13 protein-coding genes and 1 pseudogene are annotated in these 19,982 nt (G+C 51.8%); 11 read left to right on the forward strand and 3 right to left on the reverse strand.

Annotation, left to right across the window (positions count from 1 at the left end):
- A partial coding sequence (locus tag D9N14_RS18105) for a sugar transferase (protein WP_290582350.1) occupies positions 1-387 on the forward strand: 387 nt, incomplete at its 5' end.
- On the opposite strand, the gene xrtE is transcribed toward D9N14_RS18105, so the two are convergent.
- Both xrtE and D9N14_RS18115 read right to left on the reverse strand, forming a co-directional pair.
- Positions 388-1,953 (reverse strand): exosortase E/protease, VPEID-CTERM system, encoded by a 1,566-nt coding sequence (gene xrtE, locus D9N14_RS18110; protein ID WP_290582352.1) that lies wholly within the window; start codon positions 1,951-1,953, stop codon positions 388-390.
- 243 nt (positions 1,954-2,196) lie between these two features.
- Positions 2,197-2,478: a hypothetical protein gene (locus D9N14_RS18115; RefSeq protein ID WP_290582354.1), complete on the reverse strand. Its 282-nt coding sequence runs from the start codon at positions 2,476-2,478 to the stop codon at positions 2,197-2,199.
- A gap of 493 nt (positions 2,479-2,971) precedes the next feature.
- On the opposite strand from D9N14_RS18115, the gene D9N14_RS18120 reads away from it, so the two are divergent.
- From D9N14_RS18120 to D9N14_RS18160, 9 genes are all read left to right on the forward strand, one after another.
- Positions 2,972-3,811 (forward strand): glycosyltransferase, encoded by an 840-nt coding sequence (locus D9N14_RS18120; RefSeq protein WP_290582356.1) that lies wholly within the window; start codon positions 2,972-2,974, stop codon positions 3,809-3,811.
- Between the two features lie 26 nt (positions 3,812-3,837).
- On the forward strand, positions 3,838-4,296 hold the full coding sequence (locus tag D9N14_RS18125; RefSeq protein ID WP_290582358.1) for a UDP-N-acetylglucosamine--LPS N-acetylglucosamine transferase: 459 nt from the start codon (positions 3,838-3,840) through the stop codon (positions 4,294-4,296).
- A complete protein-coding gene (locus D9N14_RS18130; protein WP_290582360.1) occupies positions 4,293-4,775 on the forward strand; it encodes a glycosyltransferase in 483 nt (160 codons plus the stop codon). Before D9N14_RS18125 ends, D9N14_RS18130 begins: the two co-directional genes overlap by 4 nt.
- A 110-nt stretch (positions 4,776-4,885) precedes the next feature.
- Entirely contained in the window at positions 4,886-5,806 is a 921-nt protein-coding gene (locus tag D9N14_RS18135) for an ExeA family protein (RefSeq protein ID WP_290582362.1), read from the forward strand.
- 621 nt (positions 5,807-6,427) lie between these two features.
- On the forward strand, positions 6,428-7,243 hold the full coding sequence (locus D9N14_RS18140; RefSeq protein ID WP_290582364.1) for a CheR family methyltransferase: 816 nt from the start codon (positions 6,428-6,430) through the stop codon (positions 7,241-7,243).
- Between the two features lie 24 nt (positions 7,244-7,267).
- Complete coding sequence (locus D9N14_RS18145) at positions 7,268-13,066, forward strand: non-ribosomal peptide synthetase (protein WP_290582366.1); 5,799 nt, start codon at positions 7,268-7,270, stop codon at positions 13,064-13,066.
- Between the two features lie 277 nt (positions 13,067-13,343).
- Entirely contained in the window at positions 13,344-14,495 is a 1,152-nt protein-coding gene (locus tag D9N14_RS18150; protein WP_290582368.1) for an O-antigen ligase family protein, read from the forward strand.
- Positions 14,496-14,606: 111 nt separating this feature from the next.
- Positions 14,607-15,542 (forward strand): glycosyltransferase family 2 protein, encoded by a 936-nt coding sequence (locus D9N14_RS18155; protein ID WP_290582371.1) that lies wholly within the window; start codon positions 14,607-14,609, stop codon positions 15,540-15,542.
- A 42-nt stretch (positions 15,543-15,584) separates the two neighbouring features.
- Positions 15,585-16,814 (forward strand): glycosyltransferase family 4 protein, encoded by a 1,230-nt coding sequence (locus D9N14_RS18160; RefSeq protein ID WP_290582373.1) that lies wholly within the window; start codon positions 15,585-15,587, stop codon positions 16,812-16,814.
- Positions 16,815-16,931: 117 nt separating this feature from the next.
- Here D9N14_RS18160 and D9N14_RS22720 read toward each other — a convergent pair.
- A pseudogene (locus tag D9N14_RS22720) lies at positions 16,932-17,141 on the reverse strand (hypothetical protein); the annotation flags it as partial.
- Positions 17,142-17,971: 830 nt separating this feature from the next.
- On the opposite strand from D9N14_RS22720, the gene D9N14_RS18170 reads away from it, so the two are divergent.
- Positions 17,972-19,753: a hypothetical protein gene (locus D9N14_RS18170; protein WP_290582377.1), complete on the forward strand. Its 1,782-nt coding sequence runs from the start codon at positions 17,972-17,974 to the stop codon at positions 19,751-19,753.
- Positions 19,754-19,982 lie beyond the last annotated feature (229 nt).

Here is a 19,982-nt window from a genome sequence, read left to right on the forward strand (position 1 = left end):
GCCAAGGTAACGCAGGCATCAAAAAACGATTCCCGCATCACGCCCTTCGGAGCTTTCCTGCGCCGTACCTCGCTGGACGAGTTGCCCCAGTTCATCAATGTGCTGCAGGGTACCATGTCCATTGTGGGGCCCCGACCCCATGCGGTTGCCCACAACGAGGAATACCGCAAGCAGATCGAGTACTACATGCTGCGGCACAAGATGAAACCCGGTATTACCGGCTGGGCTCAGGTCAACGGCTGGCGCGGTGAGACGGACACCCTGGACAAGATGAAAATGCGCATCCACTACGACCTGGAGTACATCCGCCATTGGTCCCTGTGGATGGACTGCAAAATCATATTTGCAACCTTCACCAAAGGCTTTGTGGGCGCCAACGCGTACTGATCACAGTAACGACCACTGGCCGTTGTAAAGCACCACCGCAAACAGCACCGCATTGGTAACGCCGTGGGCGATGATGGCGTCCAGGATGTGGGTGCTGCGGTAGCGCACCCACGCGTACACGAATCCGGCTAACGTCCCTTCCAACCAGGCACCGTGCAGCAGGCCAAAGGCCACCGAACTGCCCACAAAGGCAAAGGCGGAAAACAACAGCGGCCCCCGGTTGGCAACCGGCTGGGACGAGAGCTTGCACAGAAGATAGCTCCTGAACCCCAGCTCTTCCGCAATGGGCACGGTCACTGACGATCCCACCAGGCGGAAGAACAGCCAGAGCCCCACCAGCCAACCCGGCGTTTGCTCAAATGCGCTGCTGTACTGCTGATCCACCTCGGCATCCGTGTTCACCATCAGTATCCACATCACCGCCACAACCAATCCCGCCGCGATGGAAAAATAGTTCCAGGTGAATGGCCGCAGGTCCAGATAGCGAAAACAGTACAGCACCACCGCACCCACCACGATGACGCGCAAAGGATACAACCAGTCGAACTGGCCGGAGAGGGCCTGGGTGAGGAATGTCATGGCCAGCAACGCAATCAATGGGAGCAGTGTCGCGATGGGTACGTTCATGGTGTGGGAGAACGGTTGGGCGGAGGCTTTTTGTTTGACGAAAAACGCGCTGTGATGGGCCAGCCACATCAAGCCGACGGAGGTCAGGATAAAGGTGATCCAGCCGGCCTGGGTATGGAACCCCCAGACGGCCACATCCGGTGACCACAGGGCACCGATGAGAATCAGAACCACTATCCGTACGATGTTGAACAACCAGATGACGATGGCGCCGATGGGGAACAGCAGCAGCGCCCGTGGAAACCGAAAATCCGCCCGAAAGCTGTAAAGAAACACAAACACAAAGGCGGTCACCAGGCCAATGCCCTCATAACCGGAGCATTGCGTGTCGATGTTCACCAGAAAACGGTGGAAGCCGATGATTCGATCTTCGGGGTCCACATAGACATCGTTACTGAACCACGCCAGACAACCGGCGACCAGATAGAAGGTGAAATCAGCAAAGTGGGTCCACAGCCCCTGGGTGGCGATACTCAGGGTCCATACCAACACACTGAGGGCCACCGCAAAAACGATGGCCCACTTTTGTTCCCTCAGGATCCGTTGCCAGAACTCCAGGCTGGCAAAGGCCGCCAATGTCAGCAGGGCCAGCAATAGCCCCAGCGCCAACCACAGGGATTGAAAAGCCACCTGCCCGGGGCCCGGCAGGAAGGCAGGCGTAGTACACCAGTAAAACAGACCAAAAACGGCCACCTGGGCCAGCAACATCACCACAGAGCGCGGGCTGTAGAGCGTGATGAACAAACGTCGATAGTCGTTTAACTGCTTTTGAATGAGAATCAGAAAAATAATAACGGCCAGCACCACGGAGCGGGATATGGCTTTCCCATGGCTGAACAGCAGCTCCCCCAACACGGTGTCGTGGGAATTTTTCACCGCCGAATACACATGGGAACCAATTGCAAACTTTTCCAGTACCAACACCAGAAAGACCAGCAAGATGCTTCCGATGATGAGGAATTGTGAAGCTGGTTTAGTCTGTAATGTGCCCATTCAACCTGCTTTAACCACAGAGTGGCGCTTGAAAGTGGACTGTTATATTAGCGTGGAGAAGGACGTACCTTAAAGCGCATTTGCAGCGCGGACATGGCTGCGTCCTTTTGCAGGAGGATCATACAGAGTGAACAGAAACCCGAACCCCGGATAGCAATCCGGTAGCCCGGGTTCTGCCTGCGTAACGGTTTAACCCCGATCAGAGCTGCGACGCTCTCGGGCGACCAACACCAGGCCGCTCAGCAGGGCCAAAGCGATGGCGGTGCCACCGGCATTGATTTCGGGTACTTTCTCAGCGTCATGAGAGTGGTCTTTTTCGCAGTATTGACCGCCATGATGGTGGCCACGCTTGTGACCCTTGTGATCACGATCGCTGTAGCGATGCTTGTCCGGATGGGAGCTACCGCTGAAGGCATAGCTCGGCACCATCACAATCACCAGTGTTAACAAGAATGCTTTCACGGTATTCATTTAAGTTTGCCCCACATTGAAAATTGATGCTTTAACACCGGATACAACCAGAATCGGCGATTAACGCTCCGGCACCTGGGGTAAAGCAAGTAGTGGGCCAATCTGTGCCCGCCTACAATATCAGCCATTTAGAGCATTTTATGATCAATGTTGCAAAAAAATCCGACACCGATACGCGCGAATCCATCGACTGAATCACATTAATGAAATTTTTATTCGAGATAATTCCCGGTTGCTCTATCGGATTGTGTGATTTTTGGCCAGATACCGGTTTGCGGGGGTCAACTGTTAATGATTTCGACACTGCTTGCATAACCGGATTCCACAGGGGTTTGATTTGCAATCAAGACCGGAGCAGAGCATGCTTTGCAAGTCGCGGGAGTGTGGTAAATGGCGGTTCCCCGCTGGCAGACTCCCGCATTCCTGTGCTGGCAAAACGCATACGTTTTCGAGTCTTCACTTTTATTTTTGATTATCTGACAGGGACTTAGCAGTGTTTAGTATTGTCATTCCGGCCCATAACGAAGCTTCGGTCATTGGGCGGTGTCTGGCTGCCTTGCTGGAAGGTTTGGAGGGCAATCAGTTCGAAATCATCGTGGTCTGCAATGGCTGTGTAGACGAGACGGCCACCATCGCCCGCCAGTATTCCGGAGTCCAGGTCATTGAACTGGAGGTTGCCTCCAAAGTGGCAGCATTGAATGCCGGGGATGAAGCAGCTTCAGGTTTTCCAAGGGCTTACATCGATGCGGACATTCAGTTGAAGGGGTCAGACCTGTTGCGGGCCCTGCAGGCGTTTGAAACGCCCGGGGTTGAAATAGTGGCCCCCAGATTGCATGTAGATTTGGCCAGATCCAGCGCCATGGTCAAGGCGTTCTATGGCATCTGGATGCAGCTTCCCTATTTTGCCGATGGCCAGATGGTGGGGTCCGGGGTGTTCATACTGTCAGAATCAGGGCGTCAGCGCTTTGGGCCGTTCCCCCAGATCATAGCCGATGACGGCTATGTCCGATCCTTGTTCGGCGGACAGGAACGACGCACAGCCACAGGCTGTCAGTTCACCATTTTTGCCCCCCAGAACCTCTCGGATCTGATCAAGATCAAGAGCCGGGTGCGGTTTGGCAACATGGAGCTGAAAATGAAATTCCCGGAGCTTGCGGTGGGCAGTGAGAACTCCCCCCGAGCCTTGTTGTCTCTGGTATTGAAGAAGCCGTGGTTGCTGCCTGCGGCGGTGGTGTATGCCTACGTACAATGGCAAACCAAACGCAACGCAGACCATCGCATGGCCATCGCGGATTTCAGTACCTGGGAGCGGGACAACTCATCCAGGGTGTAGCGGTTACAAAGGAGTAGAGTCATTCAATGAAGGCAAAGAAAAGAATACTGTTGATATCATCCTGCGGTGGGCATTGGGTTCAAATGAACCGATTGCGACCGGCATTTGAAGATCATGATGTGTATTTTGCCTGTACTGAGCGAGCCTACGCACAAGCCGCACCGGAAGGGCGGTTCTACTATGTGCCGGATGCGTCATTGAAGAGCAACCCGCTCAAGATCCTTTGGCTTGCCTTTAGTGTGCTGGCTATACTGATTAAAATAAGACCACATGTGGTGCTCAGTACCGGCGCGGCGCCGGGTTTCTTTGCGCTCATATTTGCTAAGCTGATTAGGAGCAAGACCATTTGGGTGGACAGTATTGCCAACGTCAATGAGCTGTCTGTGAGTGGCCAGAAAGTGGGGCGGTTCGCTGATCTCTACATCACCCAGTGGGAACACCTGGCACGGGAAGACGGACCACAGTATTTTGGATCAGTTGTATGATTTTTGTGACCGTTGGCACCCAGTTGCCGTTTGAAAGACTGATCGAAGCCGTTGACCTGTGGGCTGCGGAGCACCCGGAAACCGAAGTGTTCGCCCAGGTCGGGGAAACCCGGTACCAGGCCCGGCACATGACCTGTGTTGAGAAACTGGGCCCTGGTGAATACACCGAAAAATTCAATCAGGCCGATGTGGTGGTGTCCCATGTGGGCATGGGAACCATCATTTCCGGCCTGGAACATGCAAAGCCCCTGGTATTGATGCCCCGGCTGGCCGAAAAAGGTGAACACCGCAACAATCACCAGCTGGGCACTGCGGAGAAGTTTGCCAAGTACAAGCAGATCCAGTTTGTGAACACGGCCCAGGAACTGAATACCGCCATTTCGGCGTGCCTGGCCACCAAGCTCAGCTCTGAACAGGGGTGTCCGGAGACTTCAGTGAACCTGATCAAAAAACTGAAATCTTTTGTCAATGAAGAGTAGAATAGTTTACATATGAATGATTCGGTGATTGCTAAATTATTGGACACCGGTCCAGCTGATCCACAGCGGAACCCAGCGATGAGTACCCGGAACGGGTAACGGAGCGCACGATGTACGAAGCATATTTTGGACTCAAGAAAAAGCCTTTCACGCTGATATCAGATGCTGAGTTTCTGTACATGGGAAACACGCACAGCGCAGCGTTTGCGATGCTGGAGTATGGTGTGCTCAATCAAGCCGGTTTCACTGTGATCACCGGAGAAGTCGGCAGCGGTAAAACCACGCTGATCCAACATCTGCTCAAGCAGTTGCCGGGCAAAATCACCGTCGGTCTGATCACCAACACGCGCAAGAACATGGGTGAGTTGCTGCCCTGGGTGTTGCACTCATTCAAGCTGGACTACCGCGAGCAGCACCCGGTGGCGCTGTATGAAAACTTCTCCAAGTTTCTGCAGAAACAGTTCGAATTGAAAAAGCGAACGGTGTTGATCATCGACGAAGCTCAAAACCTGGGTGAAGACGTGTTGGAAGAGCTGCGCATGCTGTCCAACATCAACGCCACCAATGACCAGTTTCTGCAGGTCATCCTGGTGGGCCAGCCGGAGCTCCGGGAGTTGTTGAGCAAACCGCAGTTGATGCAGTTTTCCCAGCGGGTCACCGTTGATTACCATATCGCCCCCCTCACACCCCTGGAAACCGCCTCTTATATCAAATGGAGACTGGTGCAGGCGGGAGCAGAACGGGATCTGTTCACCAAAGCGGCTTATCAGTTGATCTACGCCGCCAGTCGGGGTGTTCCGCGTCTGATCAACGTCCTCTGTGATACGGCGCTGTCCTTTGCCTTTGGCGATCGGATCAAGGTCATTGATGAGGAATACCTCATGGGCGTGCTGAAAGAGCGCGCAGAAGGGGGTCTGCTGGCCTTGGGTCAAAACCCCATGCGACAGCTTGGCGATAAAGCGTTTCAGGCACAGGATTTCGAGCAACTGTTCAATAATGTGGTGACCAGCATCAAGAGCAGAAGAGGTTAATCGCCTAAATGTGTCGAGAAAATTGACACAGACACTTCCTTTTTAACAGTAAGGCACTGTTTTTTCTAATTTATTTTGGTTATGGTTCGATTATTGCCTATGCATTGCCATGGCAGATATTGAGTGACTCCAAACCATGAAAGCATCATCAGTCAGTCAAATAATGGGTGTTTAATGTACCGGAGTGATTGGCGCGGAGCAGTGCAACACCGCAGTCTTCGATCAGCACTCATTCGTTTTCAAGCACCAATAGCCGAGTTTTTGCCCTCTGTCTGCTTGGGGTGATCGGCCAAGCACCAATCTGTACTATGAAGAACATCTGGATCGATAGTTGCGGGCCTGCATGTGATATTTGTTCTGAACAGCATTTGCCCTCCAGCTACACCGTTTTGTTTTTCTTAATATTAAAATTCATACCAACGAAAATGTGATAATTTTCAGGTGTAATAATTTTAAATGTTTGAATAATAAGGCCATCCATAGTGGCCTTTTAGTTGGGTGGGGAATCAAGCCTGACGTTTCCGGATAAGTCTGGAGTTCTACCCGGCCAACATTGTTGTGTCTCCCCGGGTTGATGGACCTACGAACCTTATAGCATCTTCAGTGAGCAGTGGAACAGACATGCGCGAATCAAAGTTAAAACGGTTTTTGCGAACCCTAAAGTATCGGCTGATATTGAAATTCAAACCTCGTAAAAACCGGGTTTATACCCAGTTCTATCGCTTTCCAAACCAATATGTAGCGATTGTGGACCGGGTCATCCCCGAATTAATGCAGAGCTCGTCCTATCGCGATGACGACGTGCTCGAAATCGTGATCTTCGCCTGTTGCAACGGCGCTGAGGCCTTCACGTTATCGCATTTGTTAAAATCGAAATTCCCCAACCTGAAATTCAGAATCCGGGGATTCGATATTGTTCCTGAAGTCATCAGCCAGGCACAAACTCAAAAATACACCCGCGATGAGGTGTACTGCGGCCCGTTCGTCACCGAAGAGTTCGTCGCAGAAACCTTCGATAAGATCGACAACGATGTCTACATCATCAAGCCCGAGATCGCGAACCCCGTACAGTTTGCAGTGGGTGATATGCTGGATAAACCCTTTATGAACTCACTGGGGAAAGTGGATCTGTTATTTGCCCAGAATGTTCTGTTCCATCTGCCACCGCCAAAATCAAAAGAAGCCTTCGCCAATCTGGTGGATCTGTTGAAGCCGGGCTCCACCTTGTTCATCAATGGCATGGATACAGACATGCGAATCAAATTGACCAAGCGCTACGGGTTGGACCCACTTGAATATCTGATTGAGGAAATCCACAACGACGCACGCGTTGATCGCGGCGCGGGTTGGGCAGGTGCGTACTGGGGAAGAGAGCCCTTTTCCCGCAGCACGAAAGAATGGGTGAGGAAGCACTGCACCATTTTTTCTTTGAGATGAACCCTGACTTTAAATGGATTGGTCATGAGCATGTATAACAGTCACCTGAACGAGTTTTCCCGCTTTCCCAAGGTTGCAACGGAGCAGTCGATCGCAACCCGGTTTGAACAGCAGGTGGAACTCCACAGTGACCACATGGCAGTGGTGGACGCAAAGGCGGCTCTCACCTATAACGAACTGAATCGTCAGGCCAACAGAATCGCACGCACTATCTGTGCGCGCCTGGACAACCAGGCATCTCAGCGGGTGGCAATCTACCTTGAGAAAGGTACGCTCAACATGGCGGCAATACTGGGCGTATTGAAATCCGGTAATACCTATGTCCCGGTTGACCCCGCGTTCCCTGAATCCAGAAACGAATATATTTTCAATGACGCCCAGGCAGCACTGATACTGACCAATACCGAGCACCTGGGATCAGCACAAGCCGTGTCGGGTGATGCCTCGGTACTGGTGAACCTGGACACCATCGACCCCACTACGGATGACAGTAACCTCGAGCTGAACATCGATCCCGACACCCTGGCCTACATCCTGTACACCTCCGGCTCTACTGGCAAACCCAAAGGCGTCATGCAGAACCACCGTAACGTTCTGCACGGATGCATGCGGCGCAGTAACCTGCAATCCGTCACGCCCGAAGATCGCTTCACGCAATTGTATTCCGCCAGTGTTATGGGAGCGGTGTACTGCATTTATGGCGCCTTGCTGAACGGTGCCTCCCTGTATTCCTATGACATCCGGGAACAGGGTCTGGACAACCTGGCGGCCTGGCTGGTGGATAATAAAATCACCATCTATCACTCGGTGGCCTCGGTATTCCGGCAATTCGCCGCTGAGAATGAAACCAGCGGCGCAGACTATGCCATCCGCCTGGTGATTTTCGGGGGGGAGCGGGTACTGACGTCGGATGTGCACCTTGCCCGCAAGGTATTTGGCCAGCACATTCATTTCTTTACCGGCTTGGGTTCCACAGAAACCGGTACCATCCGTCACTTTAAAATCGACCCGGAAACCAAACTGGAAGGCAAGGTGGTGCCCATTGGATTTCCGGTGGACGATGTGGAAGTACGTTTACTGGGGGAAGATGGTGCACCGGTGGCGGTGGGCGAGGTGGGTGAAATCACCGTGCGTAGCCCTTATATCGCCCTGGGCTACTGGCGCAATGAAGAGATCACCCGGCAGGTATTCGAAACCGACCCCGACCAGCCGGATACGCGAGTGTACCGCACTGGCGATATGGGGATGATGCTGGAAAACGGCCTCTTGCTCCACAAAGGCAGGAAGGATTTTCAAGTCAAAATCCGGGGGTTCCGGATTGAAATAGGCGAAATCGAAACTGCATTGCTGGATCACCCCTGTGTGGAAGAGACCGTTGTGGTTGCGAAGGACGTCGGCCAGGACACCCAGTTGGTGGCTTACCTGGTATTGACCCCAGGCGATGCATCCGAATCCATCAATGTGCGGATATTGCGCCAGCACCTGGCGGATCGGCTCCCTTACTACATGATTCCCGCCATGTTTATCAGGATGGAGTCGTTACCCAAAACCCCCAACAACAAAATTGACCGCAACCAGTTACCAGACCCCAGCCCCGAAAACGAAATCGTCACGGATCAATACGTCGGCCCTGCCAATGAGTGCGAGCAGGCACTGGTTGAGTTGTGCGAAGCCCTGCTGAAAAAAGAAAAACTCAGTACCAACCAGAGTTTCTTCGAATATGGTGGGGATTCCTTGAAAGCCACGCAGCTGGTGTCCCGCATCAACAAGCGCTTTGGCGTGAAATTGTCGATGCGATCCGTGTTCGATGCGATTGACCTCAAACAACTGGCAGAGAGCATCGAGTCGGCCGCCTCCGAATCCACGGATGCCCTGCCAGATCTGCTGCCCATCCCCAGAGCGGACAACCAAAAGCTGCCCACCAGCTACGCGCAAAGAAGAATGTGGCTGGTGAACCAGCTGCAGGGGGGCAGTGCCTCCTACAATATTTCCAACACCGTTCGGCTGAGTGGCGAACTGAATAAGCGGGCGTTGGAAGCGGCGTTAACCGAAATGGTCGCGCGCCATGAAACCCTCAGAACCCATTTCCCCCATGATGATAACGGCCCTTACCAGGTCATCCGGCCACCTTATCCCATCACGCTCACCACCATGGATTTGTCGGATCTGGGCAGTGATGAACGTGAGCAAAAACTGGATGAGTTGGTGCACCAATCCCTGTCGAAAGTGCACCACGTTGAGCGTGATGCGCTGTTTGAGTGCTCCCTCATCAAACTGGGCAGCGAGGACCACGCCCTGGTCCTGATTTTCAATCACATCATCTACGATAACATCTGGTCTTCGGGCATATTCTTTCAAGAGCTTGGGTTACTGTACGATGCGTTTGCCAAGCAAATGGCCGCCGGCCAACCCCTGAATTCGCCGCTGCAACCGCTGGCGATCCAGTTTGCGGATTTTGCCGCCTGGGAGCAGCAGAACAGCCAAAGCCATTCCTATCGGGAAGATCTTGAATACTGGAAAGAACAACTGGCCAATCCACCGGAGCCACTTCAGTTGCCCAGTGACCACCGGCGCCCGGACAAACCCACCCTCAAAGGCGGCCAGGTCAAATTTACCATTCCTGCTTCATTGCGAATTGCATTGGAGTACTTCGCCCGGGATGAATCCGCCACCATGTTTATGGTGTTGCTGGCTGGCTGGCAACTGCTATTGCATCGTTACACACAACAAAACGATATTCTGGTGGGCACCCCTACCGGGCGCCGCAACCGAATCGAAACGGAAGGCCTCATCGGCCTGTTCATCAACAACCTGGTGATTCGCACCGATTTGTCTGGCAACCCTTCGTTCAAAACGCTGGTGTCCCGAGTGCGAAAAACCACCCTGGATGCGTTGTCGCACGATGAACTACCGTTTGAACGTCTGGTGGAGGAGCTGCGACCGGAACGCAAGGCCGGAATATCCCCGTATTTCCAGCATCTGTTCATTCACCGCAATGCCAAGCACACGGAATGGACCATTCCCGGCCTGACGGTGACTCCGGTGGAAGCCCATCCGGGTGGCTCCAAGTTTGATTTGACGCTGTCGATGCTGGAGGAAGACCACGAACTCAGCGGCACACTGGAATACAGCACGGATCTTTTCAACCAGGATACCGTGGCCAGAATGGCTGACAACTACATCCAACTGCTGAGCAGTGCGATGGAAAATGCAGAACGCCCGGCCTGGGATATGGAGCTGCTCTCTGTTGCCGAACGGAACATGGTGTTTGAGCAATGGAATCAAACGCAACAGTCGTATCCTGACCGGCAGTGCACTTTTGAACTGTTCCAACAGCAGGTGGAACGCAAGCCGCAGGCCACGGCCCTGATTTCCGAAGCGGGCACCCTGAGTTATGAAGAACTCAATGTACGCGCCAATCAACTGGCTCAACACCTGATTGACCTGGGTGCCGGGCCAGAAAAACTGGTTGCCGTTTGTTTGAACCGCTCCGCCGAGCTGGTCATTGCATTGCTTGGGGTTATGAAAGCCGGCGCTGCCTATGTTCCGCTGGACCCGGATTTTCCTGCTGAGCGCCTGGTCTACATGATCGAAGATTCACAGGCAATGGTACTGATCACCCAGCCCGGAGTGGCCGAAAAACTGCCGGCCTGTGATGCTACCCCGGTATTGCTGACGCCGGATTCGGAAATCTTCGACTCCCCTCATACCGAGAATCCCCCCGTCAGTGTTAAACCTGAGAACCTGGCTTATGTGATCTATACATCCGGTTCCACCGGTAAGCCCAAGGGCGTGCAGTTACAGCATCAATCGCTGGTGAATTTTTTGTGTTCGATGCAGGTTGAGCCGGGAATCACTGAGCACGATATTCTGCATTCCATTACCACCATCTGCTTTGATATCGCTGCACTGGAAATATTCCTCCCTCTGATTACCGGCGCCCAACTGGTCATGAAAAGGCGCGAGGTCTCGATGTCACCCACGTTGCTGATGGAAAGCCTGAACCAGCACCGAGCCACCATTCTGCAGGCCACACCGGTGACCTGGCGCATGTTGCTGGAATTTGGCTGGACCGGGGAACCCAAGCTGAAAGCCCTGTGTGGCGGTGAAGCCATGGGGATCGATCTGGCGGAAAAGCTGATTGCCGTGGGTTGCGATGTCTGGAACCTGTATGGGCCAACGGAAACCACCATATGGTCATCCGTATGCAATGTGAAACGCAAAGAGGATGCACTGATCCTTGGGCATCCGATCGCCAATACACAACTGTATATCTGCAGCGATCGCCAAACCCTGCAGCCCATTGGTGCTCCCGGGGAGTTGTTGATCGGTGGTGATGGACTGGCACGGGGCTACTTCAATCGGGAAGACATCACCCGCGAGAAATTTATACCCAATCCATTCCTGTCCGGTACGCGACTGTACCGAACGGGCGATCTGGCCATTCGCCGGGCGAACGGGGATATCGAATTTTTGGGGCGGATGGATAATCAGGTCAAGATTCGCGGTTTTCGCATCGAGCTGGGCGACATCGAATCCCATATTTCTGAATACCCGGATATTGCCCATAACGTGGTTATCGCGCGGGAGGATACCCCGGGGGACGTGCGTCTGGTGGCCTACATGGTAGGCGCCGGGGGCGCAAAAATAGCGGTGGATCAGGTGCGCGAGCACATCCGCAACAGCTTACCGGATTACATGGTGCCATCGGCGTTCATTGAATTGGAAAGCTTTCCATTAACACCGAATGGAAAAGTCGACCGCAAGAAACTGCCGGCGCCACAGGAGCAGACCAAAACCACCACCGCCACCAATTATCTGTCCCAGAGCACCGTGACCAGCCAACTGCTCAAGATGTTTGAGGATGTGTTAAAAACGCCGGTTACCTCATTACAGGCGAATTTTTTTGATATGGGGGGGCACTCGCTTTCGGCGCTGCATCTGGTGGCCAAGATCAACAGACAGTTTGCCCTTGAGCTTCCGCCCACAATACTGTTTGAACTGCAATCGGTAGAAAAACTTTCCAATGCCATTGTCGCCATCACCCAGGCGGGAGATCAGTCCACGTATCAGGATTTTTCAACCCTGAGCGATGAAGATCGCAAGAAAGTGGATGACATACTCGCGGTCTTTTCCGGGTTGCCAAAGACGGAGCCAGCGCGAGCGAAAGGCGGCTTTGGTATGAAGGAATCCTGGCTGTGTAAACACCTTTTGTCGTGGATGTATAAAGTGGCGCCAGGCAAACTGAAGGGCTCCATCAAATTCCTGATTCTGAAGCTGGAAGGTGGCTCCACGTTCACGGTGACGATGCGCAAGATCTTCAAGGAGCAATACGATATCGAAGTGGGTGATTTCACCAGCCTCGCTTTCAACGTCCGTCATTTGCGCCGCACCACCAAGATCGGTAAATACTGCTCTGTGTTTCGTACATCCTTAATCCAGAATGCAGACCACCCGAGGAACACACTCTCCACCCACGGCATGTTCTATCATCCCCAGTTCGGCTTTACGCCGGGTTATGAACTGGATCGGGTACAGGTCGAAATCGGAAATGATGTATGGATCGGTGCAGACGCCAAGATACTGTACCCCACCAAGAAGATCGGTGACGGAGCGGTGATTGCTTCCGGTGCGGTCGTGGTGGGCGATGTGCCACCCTATGCGATTGTAGGAGGCTACCCGGCGCAGGTGATTCGGTATAGGTTCTCGCAGGAAACCATTGAAAAGCTGCTTGAAATCAAGTGGTGGGACTACTCGATCGAAGAGTTGCAAAGTATCAGGGATGAATTTATGAAGCCGTTGGAAGGGGACCGCATACGCTAATAATGTAATATAATTTTACTTATTGATTGCCGCGTATACAATTAGCCATTAAACCCGAAGCGAGATCGGGTTCAATGGCGTCAACGTTTAGGGTCGCGACGGCGTCCGTTCAGGAGGCCTAGACGGCGTTCACTACTGCTAATACCAAGAGTGGTATTTTATAAATGAAGCACCTTAAACTGGGAGGAATATGAGAGTTAGCCCCTTCCTCTTTTATTCGTTCTTCTTCGCAATGTTTCTCCCTACGACCATATCAATCAATCTGGGGTTTATGAGGATGACGCCCTACCGATTGATTCTGATCGTGTTCTTCCTGATGAACTTGCAGAAAATCCTGCTTCAATTCCAGTTCAAGCGTGGTAACCCAGGCTTCTATTTGGTGTTCTGCGGCTTTTGGTCGTTTCTGGCTCTCTGGTTAAACCATGATTTAGCGCTGGGACTGGAAACCGGAGGCATAAATTTTATTGAGCTCACTGCACCGTTCTTTATCGTGGCGGCCTATGCGAAGGACTTAAGGCGCTATGAGAAAATGATAAAAATCCTCATGATTCAGGTCTGTCTGCTTTTGACCATTTCACTTCCTGAGACCGTCACGGGGTTCAATTGGTTCAGAACGTTGACAGATGCCATTTTTGGCGGATGGCACGTCCACATTGATCCACGATTTGGATTTGACAGGGCGATGGCTACCTTCGACCACCCAATCATCAATGGCGTCGTTTCTTCTTCCATCATAGGCTTCGTTTATTTCTGTACCCGTTGGTGGATGACGGCGTTTCCCGTGGTCGCAACCGCAACCTCGCTCTCATCCGGAGCGATTGCGTCCATAATGACCCAGTTCATGTTGATGGGATGGGAGCGATTTGTAAAAGTTCGCAAACGTTGGCTTATTCTGTTTGGAATTCTGTTTGGAATTTATCTTGCTGCAGAATTCATTTCGAATCGATCCGGGGTTATGGCCATACTGAGTGTTTTGGTTTTCAGCCCAGGTACGGCATACAACCGCTATTACATATGGATATACGGAACCGAGAATGTCGCTAATAACCCATTCTTCGGATTGGGACTTAATGATTGGGAAAGACCCTCCTACATGGGTGCCAGTATCGACAATTATTGGCTGGTAATCATGATGCGTTATGGGCTACCTGCCTTGATCAGCTATGTTATCTTTATCTCGATTATCTGCCGACAACTGTTCCGATACCGGGTTAAAGACAAGAAGCTGACCGCATTGCGGCGTGGATGGTTGACCGGGCTGGCAGGTTTGTGTGTGTCGGCCGGCACAGTGCATTACTGGAATACAGCGTATATTTACTTTAACTTTTATATTGGCTTGGGTTTTGCTTTAATTCCGTTGCTCAGGGCAGCAGCTATGGAAGAGAGAGAGAACAAAAGGAAGAAGGCGAGCCCGCCAGCGGAAGCTTAGGTAGTATGTGATTATGGAATCTTTGGATTCTGATGGGCTGATGTGTACAAACAATTGGTTCATTGAGCCTGCAATGCGATAACCCTTATTACAACCGTAAAGGTAATTCAAATGACAACCCTATCCATCGTTATCGTCAGTTGGAATACAAAAGATATTCTTGATGACTGCTTGGAGTCTGTATATCGAGAAACTGACGGAATCGAGTTCGAAGTCATTGTGGTTGATAACGACTCACAGGATGGCTCGGCGGAAATGGTAAAAGAGAAATACCCTGGGGTTATCCTCATCGTTAATGAGAAAAATGTAGGATTTGCAGCAGCGAATAATATTGGATTCAACTACTGTAATGGTAAGTATATTCTCTTATTGAATAGTGACACTGTTGTTTTGGATGGCGCGCTGCAGAAGACAGTATCCTATGCGGATCAGCATCCTGATCTGGGTGTGCTGTCCTGTAAGATTCTCAATGATGACCATACTCTCCAGCCAAACTGTTCAATGTACCCCTCATTGCTAAACAGCGTGCTGTTCATAACGGGCCTTTACAAAGCATTTCCCAGAAGCAAATTTTTCGGACGAGCCCAAATGACTTGGTGGGATTACGACGACGAACGGCAAGTGCAGGTACTAAAAGGCTGCTTTATGCTCGTCCGCAAAGAGGCGCTGGATGCAACGGGTCCCATGGATGAGCGCTTCTTTATGTATTCTGAAGAAGTTGATTGGTGTTTTCGGTTCTCCAAAGCGGGGTGGAAACTGGGCTATTTCCCAGATGCCAGCATTATCCACCTCGGTGGGGTCAGTGCAGCAAAACTTGGCGGTAGCAGAGCGCTGGTTAAGGATAAGTCCACAAGGCGATACATGAAAAAGCACTGGAGTAAACCGGCTTATGCCGTTGGTCTCACCTTCATGTTTACTTTTTACCTGTCCCGCTTGCCCGGCGCATTGTTACTGGCGTTGCTAAGTGGAGGCAGCAGCAAGTACAAGAAGCGTCTGGAAAATCATTGGACGGGCTTGCGCGGCTTAGCGACCAAACAAGATATCTGATATTGAGTTCTACCAACTTACTTAATCTATTCAGGAATACATATGAACTCCGGTAAGAAGCTGAACATTTTGTTTCTGGCACCGTTCTGTGACGGAAAGGATGTTGGTGAATCGTTCAATTCGCATCGCTGGGCGTCTAAATTAATGGATAGGGTGAATTTGACAGTGCTTTCTTTGCATCGCAAAGGTCAGATTCCGTTGGCGGAACAGCTGCCCAACGCACGAACACACACCTGGAATGAACCAGCGTTCTTTGCCCAGTTTGAGCGCTTCAATGCCATAGCAAAGCCGGGTTACGTAAAATACTACTATGCGGTGAAGCAGTGGTTGCGTGAGGCACTCAAGAATGGGGAAACTTTCGACGTAATACACCAGATGACACCGGCAGCAATGCGTTACCCCAGTCCCGGAATCGGATTCGATATTCCGTTGATCCACGGGCCGGTTCAAGGCAGCCTCGAAACTCCGGAAGGCTTTAAATCTGAATGCAATGAAAGTACAGCCTGGTATATGAAGCTTCGAAATATCGATCGCTTTCGTTTGAAACATGATCCATGGCTTCGCAACTCCATCCAAAAGGCTGATCTGATGCTGGTCGGATCAAGGTACGCCCGGGAGTTGCTTGAGCTTGCACAGCCGAAAGCAGTGGCTGAACTGGTTCACTTGAACATTGATGACGTTGTCGAGCATCCGGAGCGTAAGAACCCTGAGCCAGGTAATTTAAAATTACTTCATGTTGGGCGTACGGTCAGAACGAAGGGGCTTTTGGACTCTATTCGTGCACTAGCCCAACTGGACAAGGACCTCAATGTATCCTTGGACGTGGTCGGTGATGGAGATAACATGAGTGCCTGCGTGGCTGAAGTGAAGAGACTGCAGTTAGAATCGAAAGTAATTTTCCACGGCAAACAACCACGGGCCCAAGTGGAAAGTTTCTATGCTAACTGCGATGCGTTGCTCTTCCCAAGTTTTCGAGAGCCGGCCGGCGGTGTGGTACTGGAGGCAATGCGCCATGGGCTTCCGGTAATAACGACCAACTTAGGTGGACCAGGTTATTATGTGAATGAGGACTGTGGGTTTACGGTGGATGCCATCACCCCTGCGCAATTATCAGATGACATTGCCAAGGCCGTTACCAAGCTGGCTACCGAACCCGGGCTTTATCGTAAGATGCAGGATGGTGCCTACGAGCGAGTAAAAGATTTGGGAAATATGGACAAAAAGCTTAACTGGTTACTGGATCAATACCTGAGGTTAAGTAAAGCCCCCTGAGGCTTTTTAGTTGGGGTGTTGGGCTGGTGCATGAAGTATAGGGTTGTTGTCTTCCAGATCGGCCACGCTCACGCAAAAATCCTTGCGGAACTGAACCAATTCATTGAATGAACGTTCCCACCAGAGACTTTCCAAGAGTGATGCAATGGTATCCTCATCGAACCGGTAGCGGATGATCTTTGCCGGATTCCCGGTGACGATGGCGTAATCGGGAACACTTTTTGTCACCACCGCTCCGGCTCCGATAATGGCGCCGGTGCCAACTCGCTTGCAGCCCGGCAGAATGATGGCGCCCTGGCCGATCCATACGTCATGGCCTATCACTGACTCGCTCGGTTCAAGCTGATCAGATTCCACGACCCCAAAACCACGTTCATAGAAATAGGGATGGCTGCTCAAGCGGTCGATAGGATGGTTTTGTGTGAATACCCGGACGTCTCTGGCAATGGAAACAAATTTTCCCACTTTGACACTGGGTGCGAACGCACCTGGAACGAAGCATTCCCCATAGCTGTGTGCTTCGACTTCAACCGAGTAATCGCGGGCCAGTAACGCCCGCACCGACGCAGAGCGGTATTGGCCACCTTCCAATCGGAACAGTAACTTGAACACCAGCTTGGCTACCGATCTTCTTCGCTTGCCACCCAAGACCTCATAGATTCGGACTAATAGCGGGGACAGGGGGTGCTTGCGCAGATCAGACACAGAGATCTCCTTTAATCATCCGGTGAGATACACATCAATCGCGAGCCCGCGATTATAGCAGTGCACGAAAGGAAACGAACAATAATGTACCAATTAGGTCGAATTCGGATGTGGTTAGAGGAATTTGGCCGGTAAACTAATGAAATGAGGCCCTTCATTCCGTGCATAGATAACACCACACATGATAACCAGTTACAATTACGGAATCAGGCTACAGACTGATTTGCAATTTGGTTGGTCTTTTTAGCGTGAGTTGCTGCTCATATTGGGGGTGTCAGTATAGATTGATAATGTCAGGGTGCTAGACTCACATATACTGTATCAAGGTATGCAGTTTTTTACTTTTGATAACCCAGCACAAAGCTTTCCGGCCTGGTTAATAATTGTTCAGAATTACGAGTTCAATGAATGTATTGGATCCAGGCACACTATGCCAGTTAACAGGTATGCACATGAAACACACGGTAGTTTTATCAACCTTATTCCGATCAAAATTTATACGCTTACTTCCACTGCTCATGGTGGCCGGCGGTTACAGTACCGTTGCCCAGGCAGCTTGTGATTGCGGATCGACGGATGAGTCAAAACCCTGTACGGGTAACAGTATAAATGTCAGTGTGACTGACTCAAGAACAGTATCGTTCAACTGGTCTTTTAATTCTGGCGGCAGCAACGCATTCTGTGGACAGTTTGCAAACGGTGACTATTGGATTGCTCCTGCTTCTGGCAAGAGCAGTGTGACGGTAACGGCACTCACCGCGAGTGGCAGTGGGCCGGTTGCTCTTGATGTGAATCCGCAGCTGGAAGCCATGGGCTTGCTCGATTCTTCCGATACCTACGGCAACTACGTAGCTTCTGAGAACATTCGTGGCAAGTTGCCGGCAACCTACAGCAAAGCGGTGTCTTTGGTGGCTGCTACCGAGCGGAATGAAAGCGCTCATGGTGAATGTGGAACCAAGCAGATCGTGGGCAATTGCGCAGACGTATACAACGTCGTTACCGTCTTGACTGCTCCGCCAAAAAATAACGGCGCTTATACCCTCCGCCCGAATATTGATGACGATGTCAAAGACTTGATCACCTTTGATGATATCGACTTCAGCCGCCTGCCCTCCAAGAGCTACCTGCAGGGTACCGATGCGGACGGGCTGGAAGCCATTCGACAACGCTGGTCACATTCCACGGAAGTGTTGTCGGTCCGTGGATACGATGGTTCGCTGTACTCTGAGGGTGGGCGCGCGTTCCGGGCGAGCCTGCTGGTACCGGACTACGGTGGTGGTGTGGCCAAGGTTTGGCATGACGATCTCATGAAGCTGTTCTCCAGCGACAATACCCTGGAAGAAAAGAAACCCGCTCTGGCAGCCATGCTGGTATACGGCAAAGACCTGTTCCACGCCATGTACGATGGCTCAACCAGAACCCGTAACTGGGGTTCCGGCGCAGGCCAGTCACTGGGCAAATTCCCCACGGCTGTGTTCTTCGCCGCCATGATGAAAGATACCTTCTACGCCGATGTTCTTTCCAAGACTTCGACAACCTTACTGGGGTACGACGATTTGCGCGGCCCGCACGAGCTTGATCAGGTGAATATCGGTAAGAATGGCCCCATTTGGGGAGATTATCCTGACGACATGTCTGAGACAGATATCGGAGCATATTGGGCCAGTGCTCTGAAATCCCAGTGTTTCGACGGTGCAACGGGCTCTTGTAATCCTAATGTTGGCAAGAAGACATCCCGCGATCCCTATGGCTATATCGATGGACCGCCTAATAATCCCGGCACCAGCTATATGTCAGTCTCATTGGGCCCTATGCGATCCATGGTTGCCACCATGTTCCTGCTGCCAAAAATGTGTGACATCGTAAATTACCAACCTCTGGTGGAGTATGTTGACCGAGTGCACAAGGATGGTATCAAAGCGAGTGACGATCCCTGTGCACCGCCCGATCCGCGGGAAAGCGTTAGCGGATGCGATGCCTATCGTGGTGGTGACGGTTGCCGATATTACGGAGTAACCTGGGGCCCAGATCCGAGCAATCCCGGTATGTGTATTACCAATGGGGCTGGCCAGAATGGCCGATTCCCAGACCGCGATGGCGATCGGTTGAACCCAGGGTACCCTTCGTCACAAGTTGAGGATAATTGGGAACGCATTCGGGGCAGTCAGCCTACCTGCTTGAGTGCGAACTTACCCATGCCCCCCAATACCATCAACGTTCAGCAAACCAACTAATTCTACAATTGCGAAAAAGCCGCCATCCCCCCGGGGGTGGCGGCTTTTTTTTGTCTAAACTCATGGTAGTTCATCTTTGTAACCTGGCCCTGTGCTATGTAGATACACAGCCAACAATGGTGGGTGTTGGACAAGGGTAAGGTAACCGGCTGGTACGATTGTCTGCCTCTACCGGCTCTGAAAAACCCTATTCAATAACAAACGGTTACCAGACTCTCTATTGGCACAG

Origin of the sequence: Ketobacter sp., assembly GCF_003671495.1 — a bacterium.
GTDB lineage: Bacteria > Pseudomonadota > Gammaproteobacteria > Pseudomonadales > Ketobacteraceae > Ketobacter.

What these genes read in the sequence shown, in the direction of transcription:
- D9N14_RS18160 (WP_290582373.1), top strand. Translation starts at nt 15,585, where the DNA reads ATGAACTCCGGTAAGAAGCTGAACATTTTGTTTCTGGCACCGTTCTGT.
- D9N14_RS18170 (WP_290582377.1), top strand. Translation starts at nt 17,972, where the DNA reads ATGAAACACACGGTAGTTTTATCAACCTTATTCCGATCAAAATTTATA.
- D9N14_RS18155 (WP_290582371.1), top strand. Translation starts at nt 14,607, where the DNA reads ATGACAACCCTATCCATCGTTATCGTCAGTTGGAATACAAAAGATATT.
- D9N14_RS18130 (WP_290582360.1), top strand. Translation starts at nt 4,293, where the DNA reads ATGATTTTTGTGACCGTTGGCACCCAGTTGCCGTTTGAAAGACTGATC.
- D9N14_RS18150 (WP_290582368.1), top strand. Translation starts at nt 13,344, where the DNA reads ATGACGCCCTACCGATTGATTCTGATCGTGTTCTTCCTGATGAACTTG.
- D9N14_RS18140 (WP_290582364.1), top strand. Translation starts at nt 6,428, where the DNA reads ATGCGCGAATCAAAGTTAAAACGGTTTTTGCGAACCCTAAAGTATCGG.
- D9N14_RS18135 (WP_290582362.1), top strand. Translation starts at nt 4,886, where the DNA reads ATGTACGAAGCATATTTTGGACTCAAGAAAAAGCCTTTCACGCTGATA.
- D9N14_RS18125 (WP_290582358.1), top strand. Translation starts at nt 3,838, where the DNA reads ATGAAGGCAAAGAAAAGAATACTGTTGATATCATCCTGCGGTGGGCAT.
- D9N14_RS18115 (WP_290582354.1), bottom strand. Translation starts at nt 2,478, where the DNA reads ATGAATACCGTGAAAGCATTCTTGTTAACACTGGTGATTGTGATGGTG.
- D9N14_RS18145 (WP_290582366.1), top strand. Translation starts at nt 7,268, where the DNA reads ATGAGCATGTATAACAGTCACCTGAACGAGTTTTCCCGCTTTCCCAAG.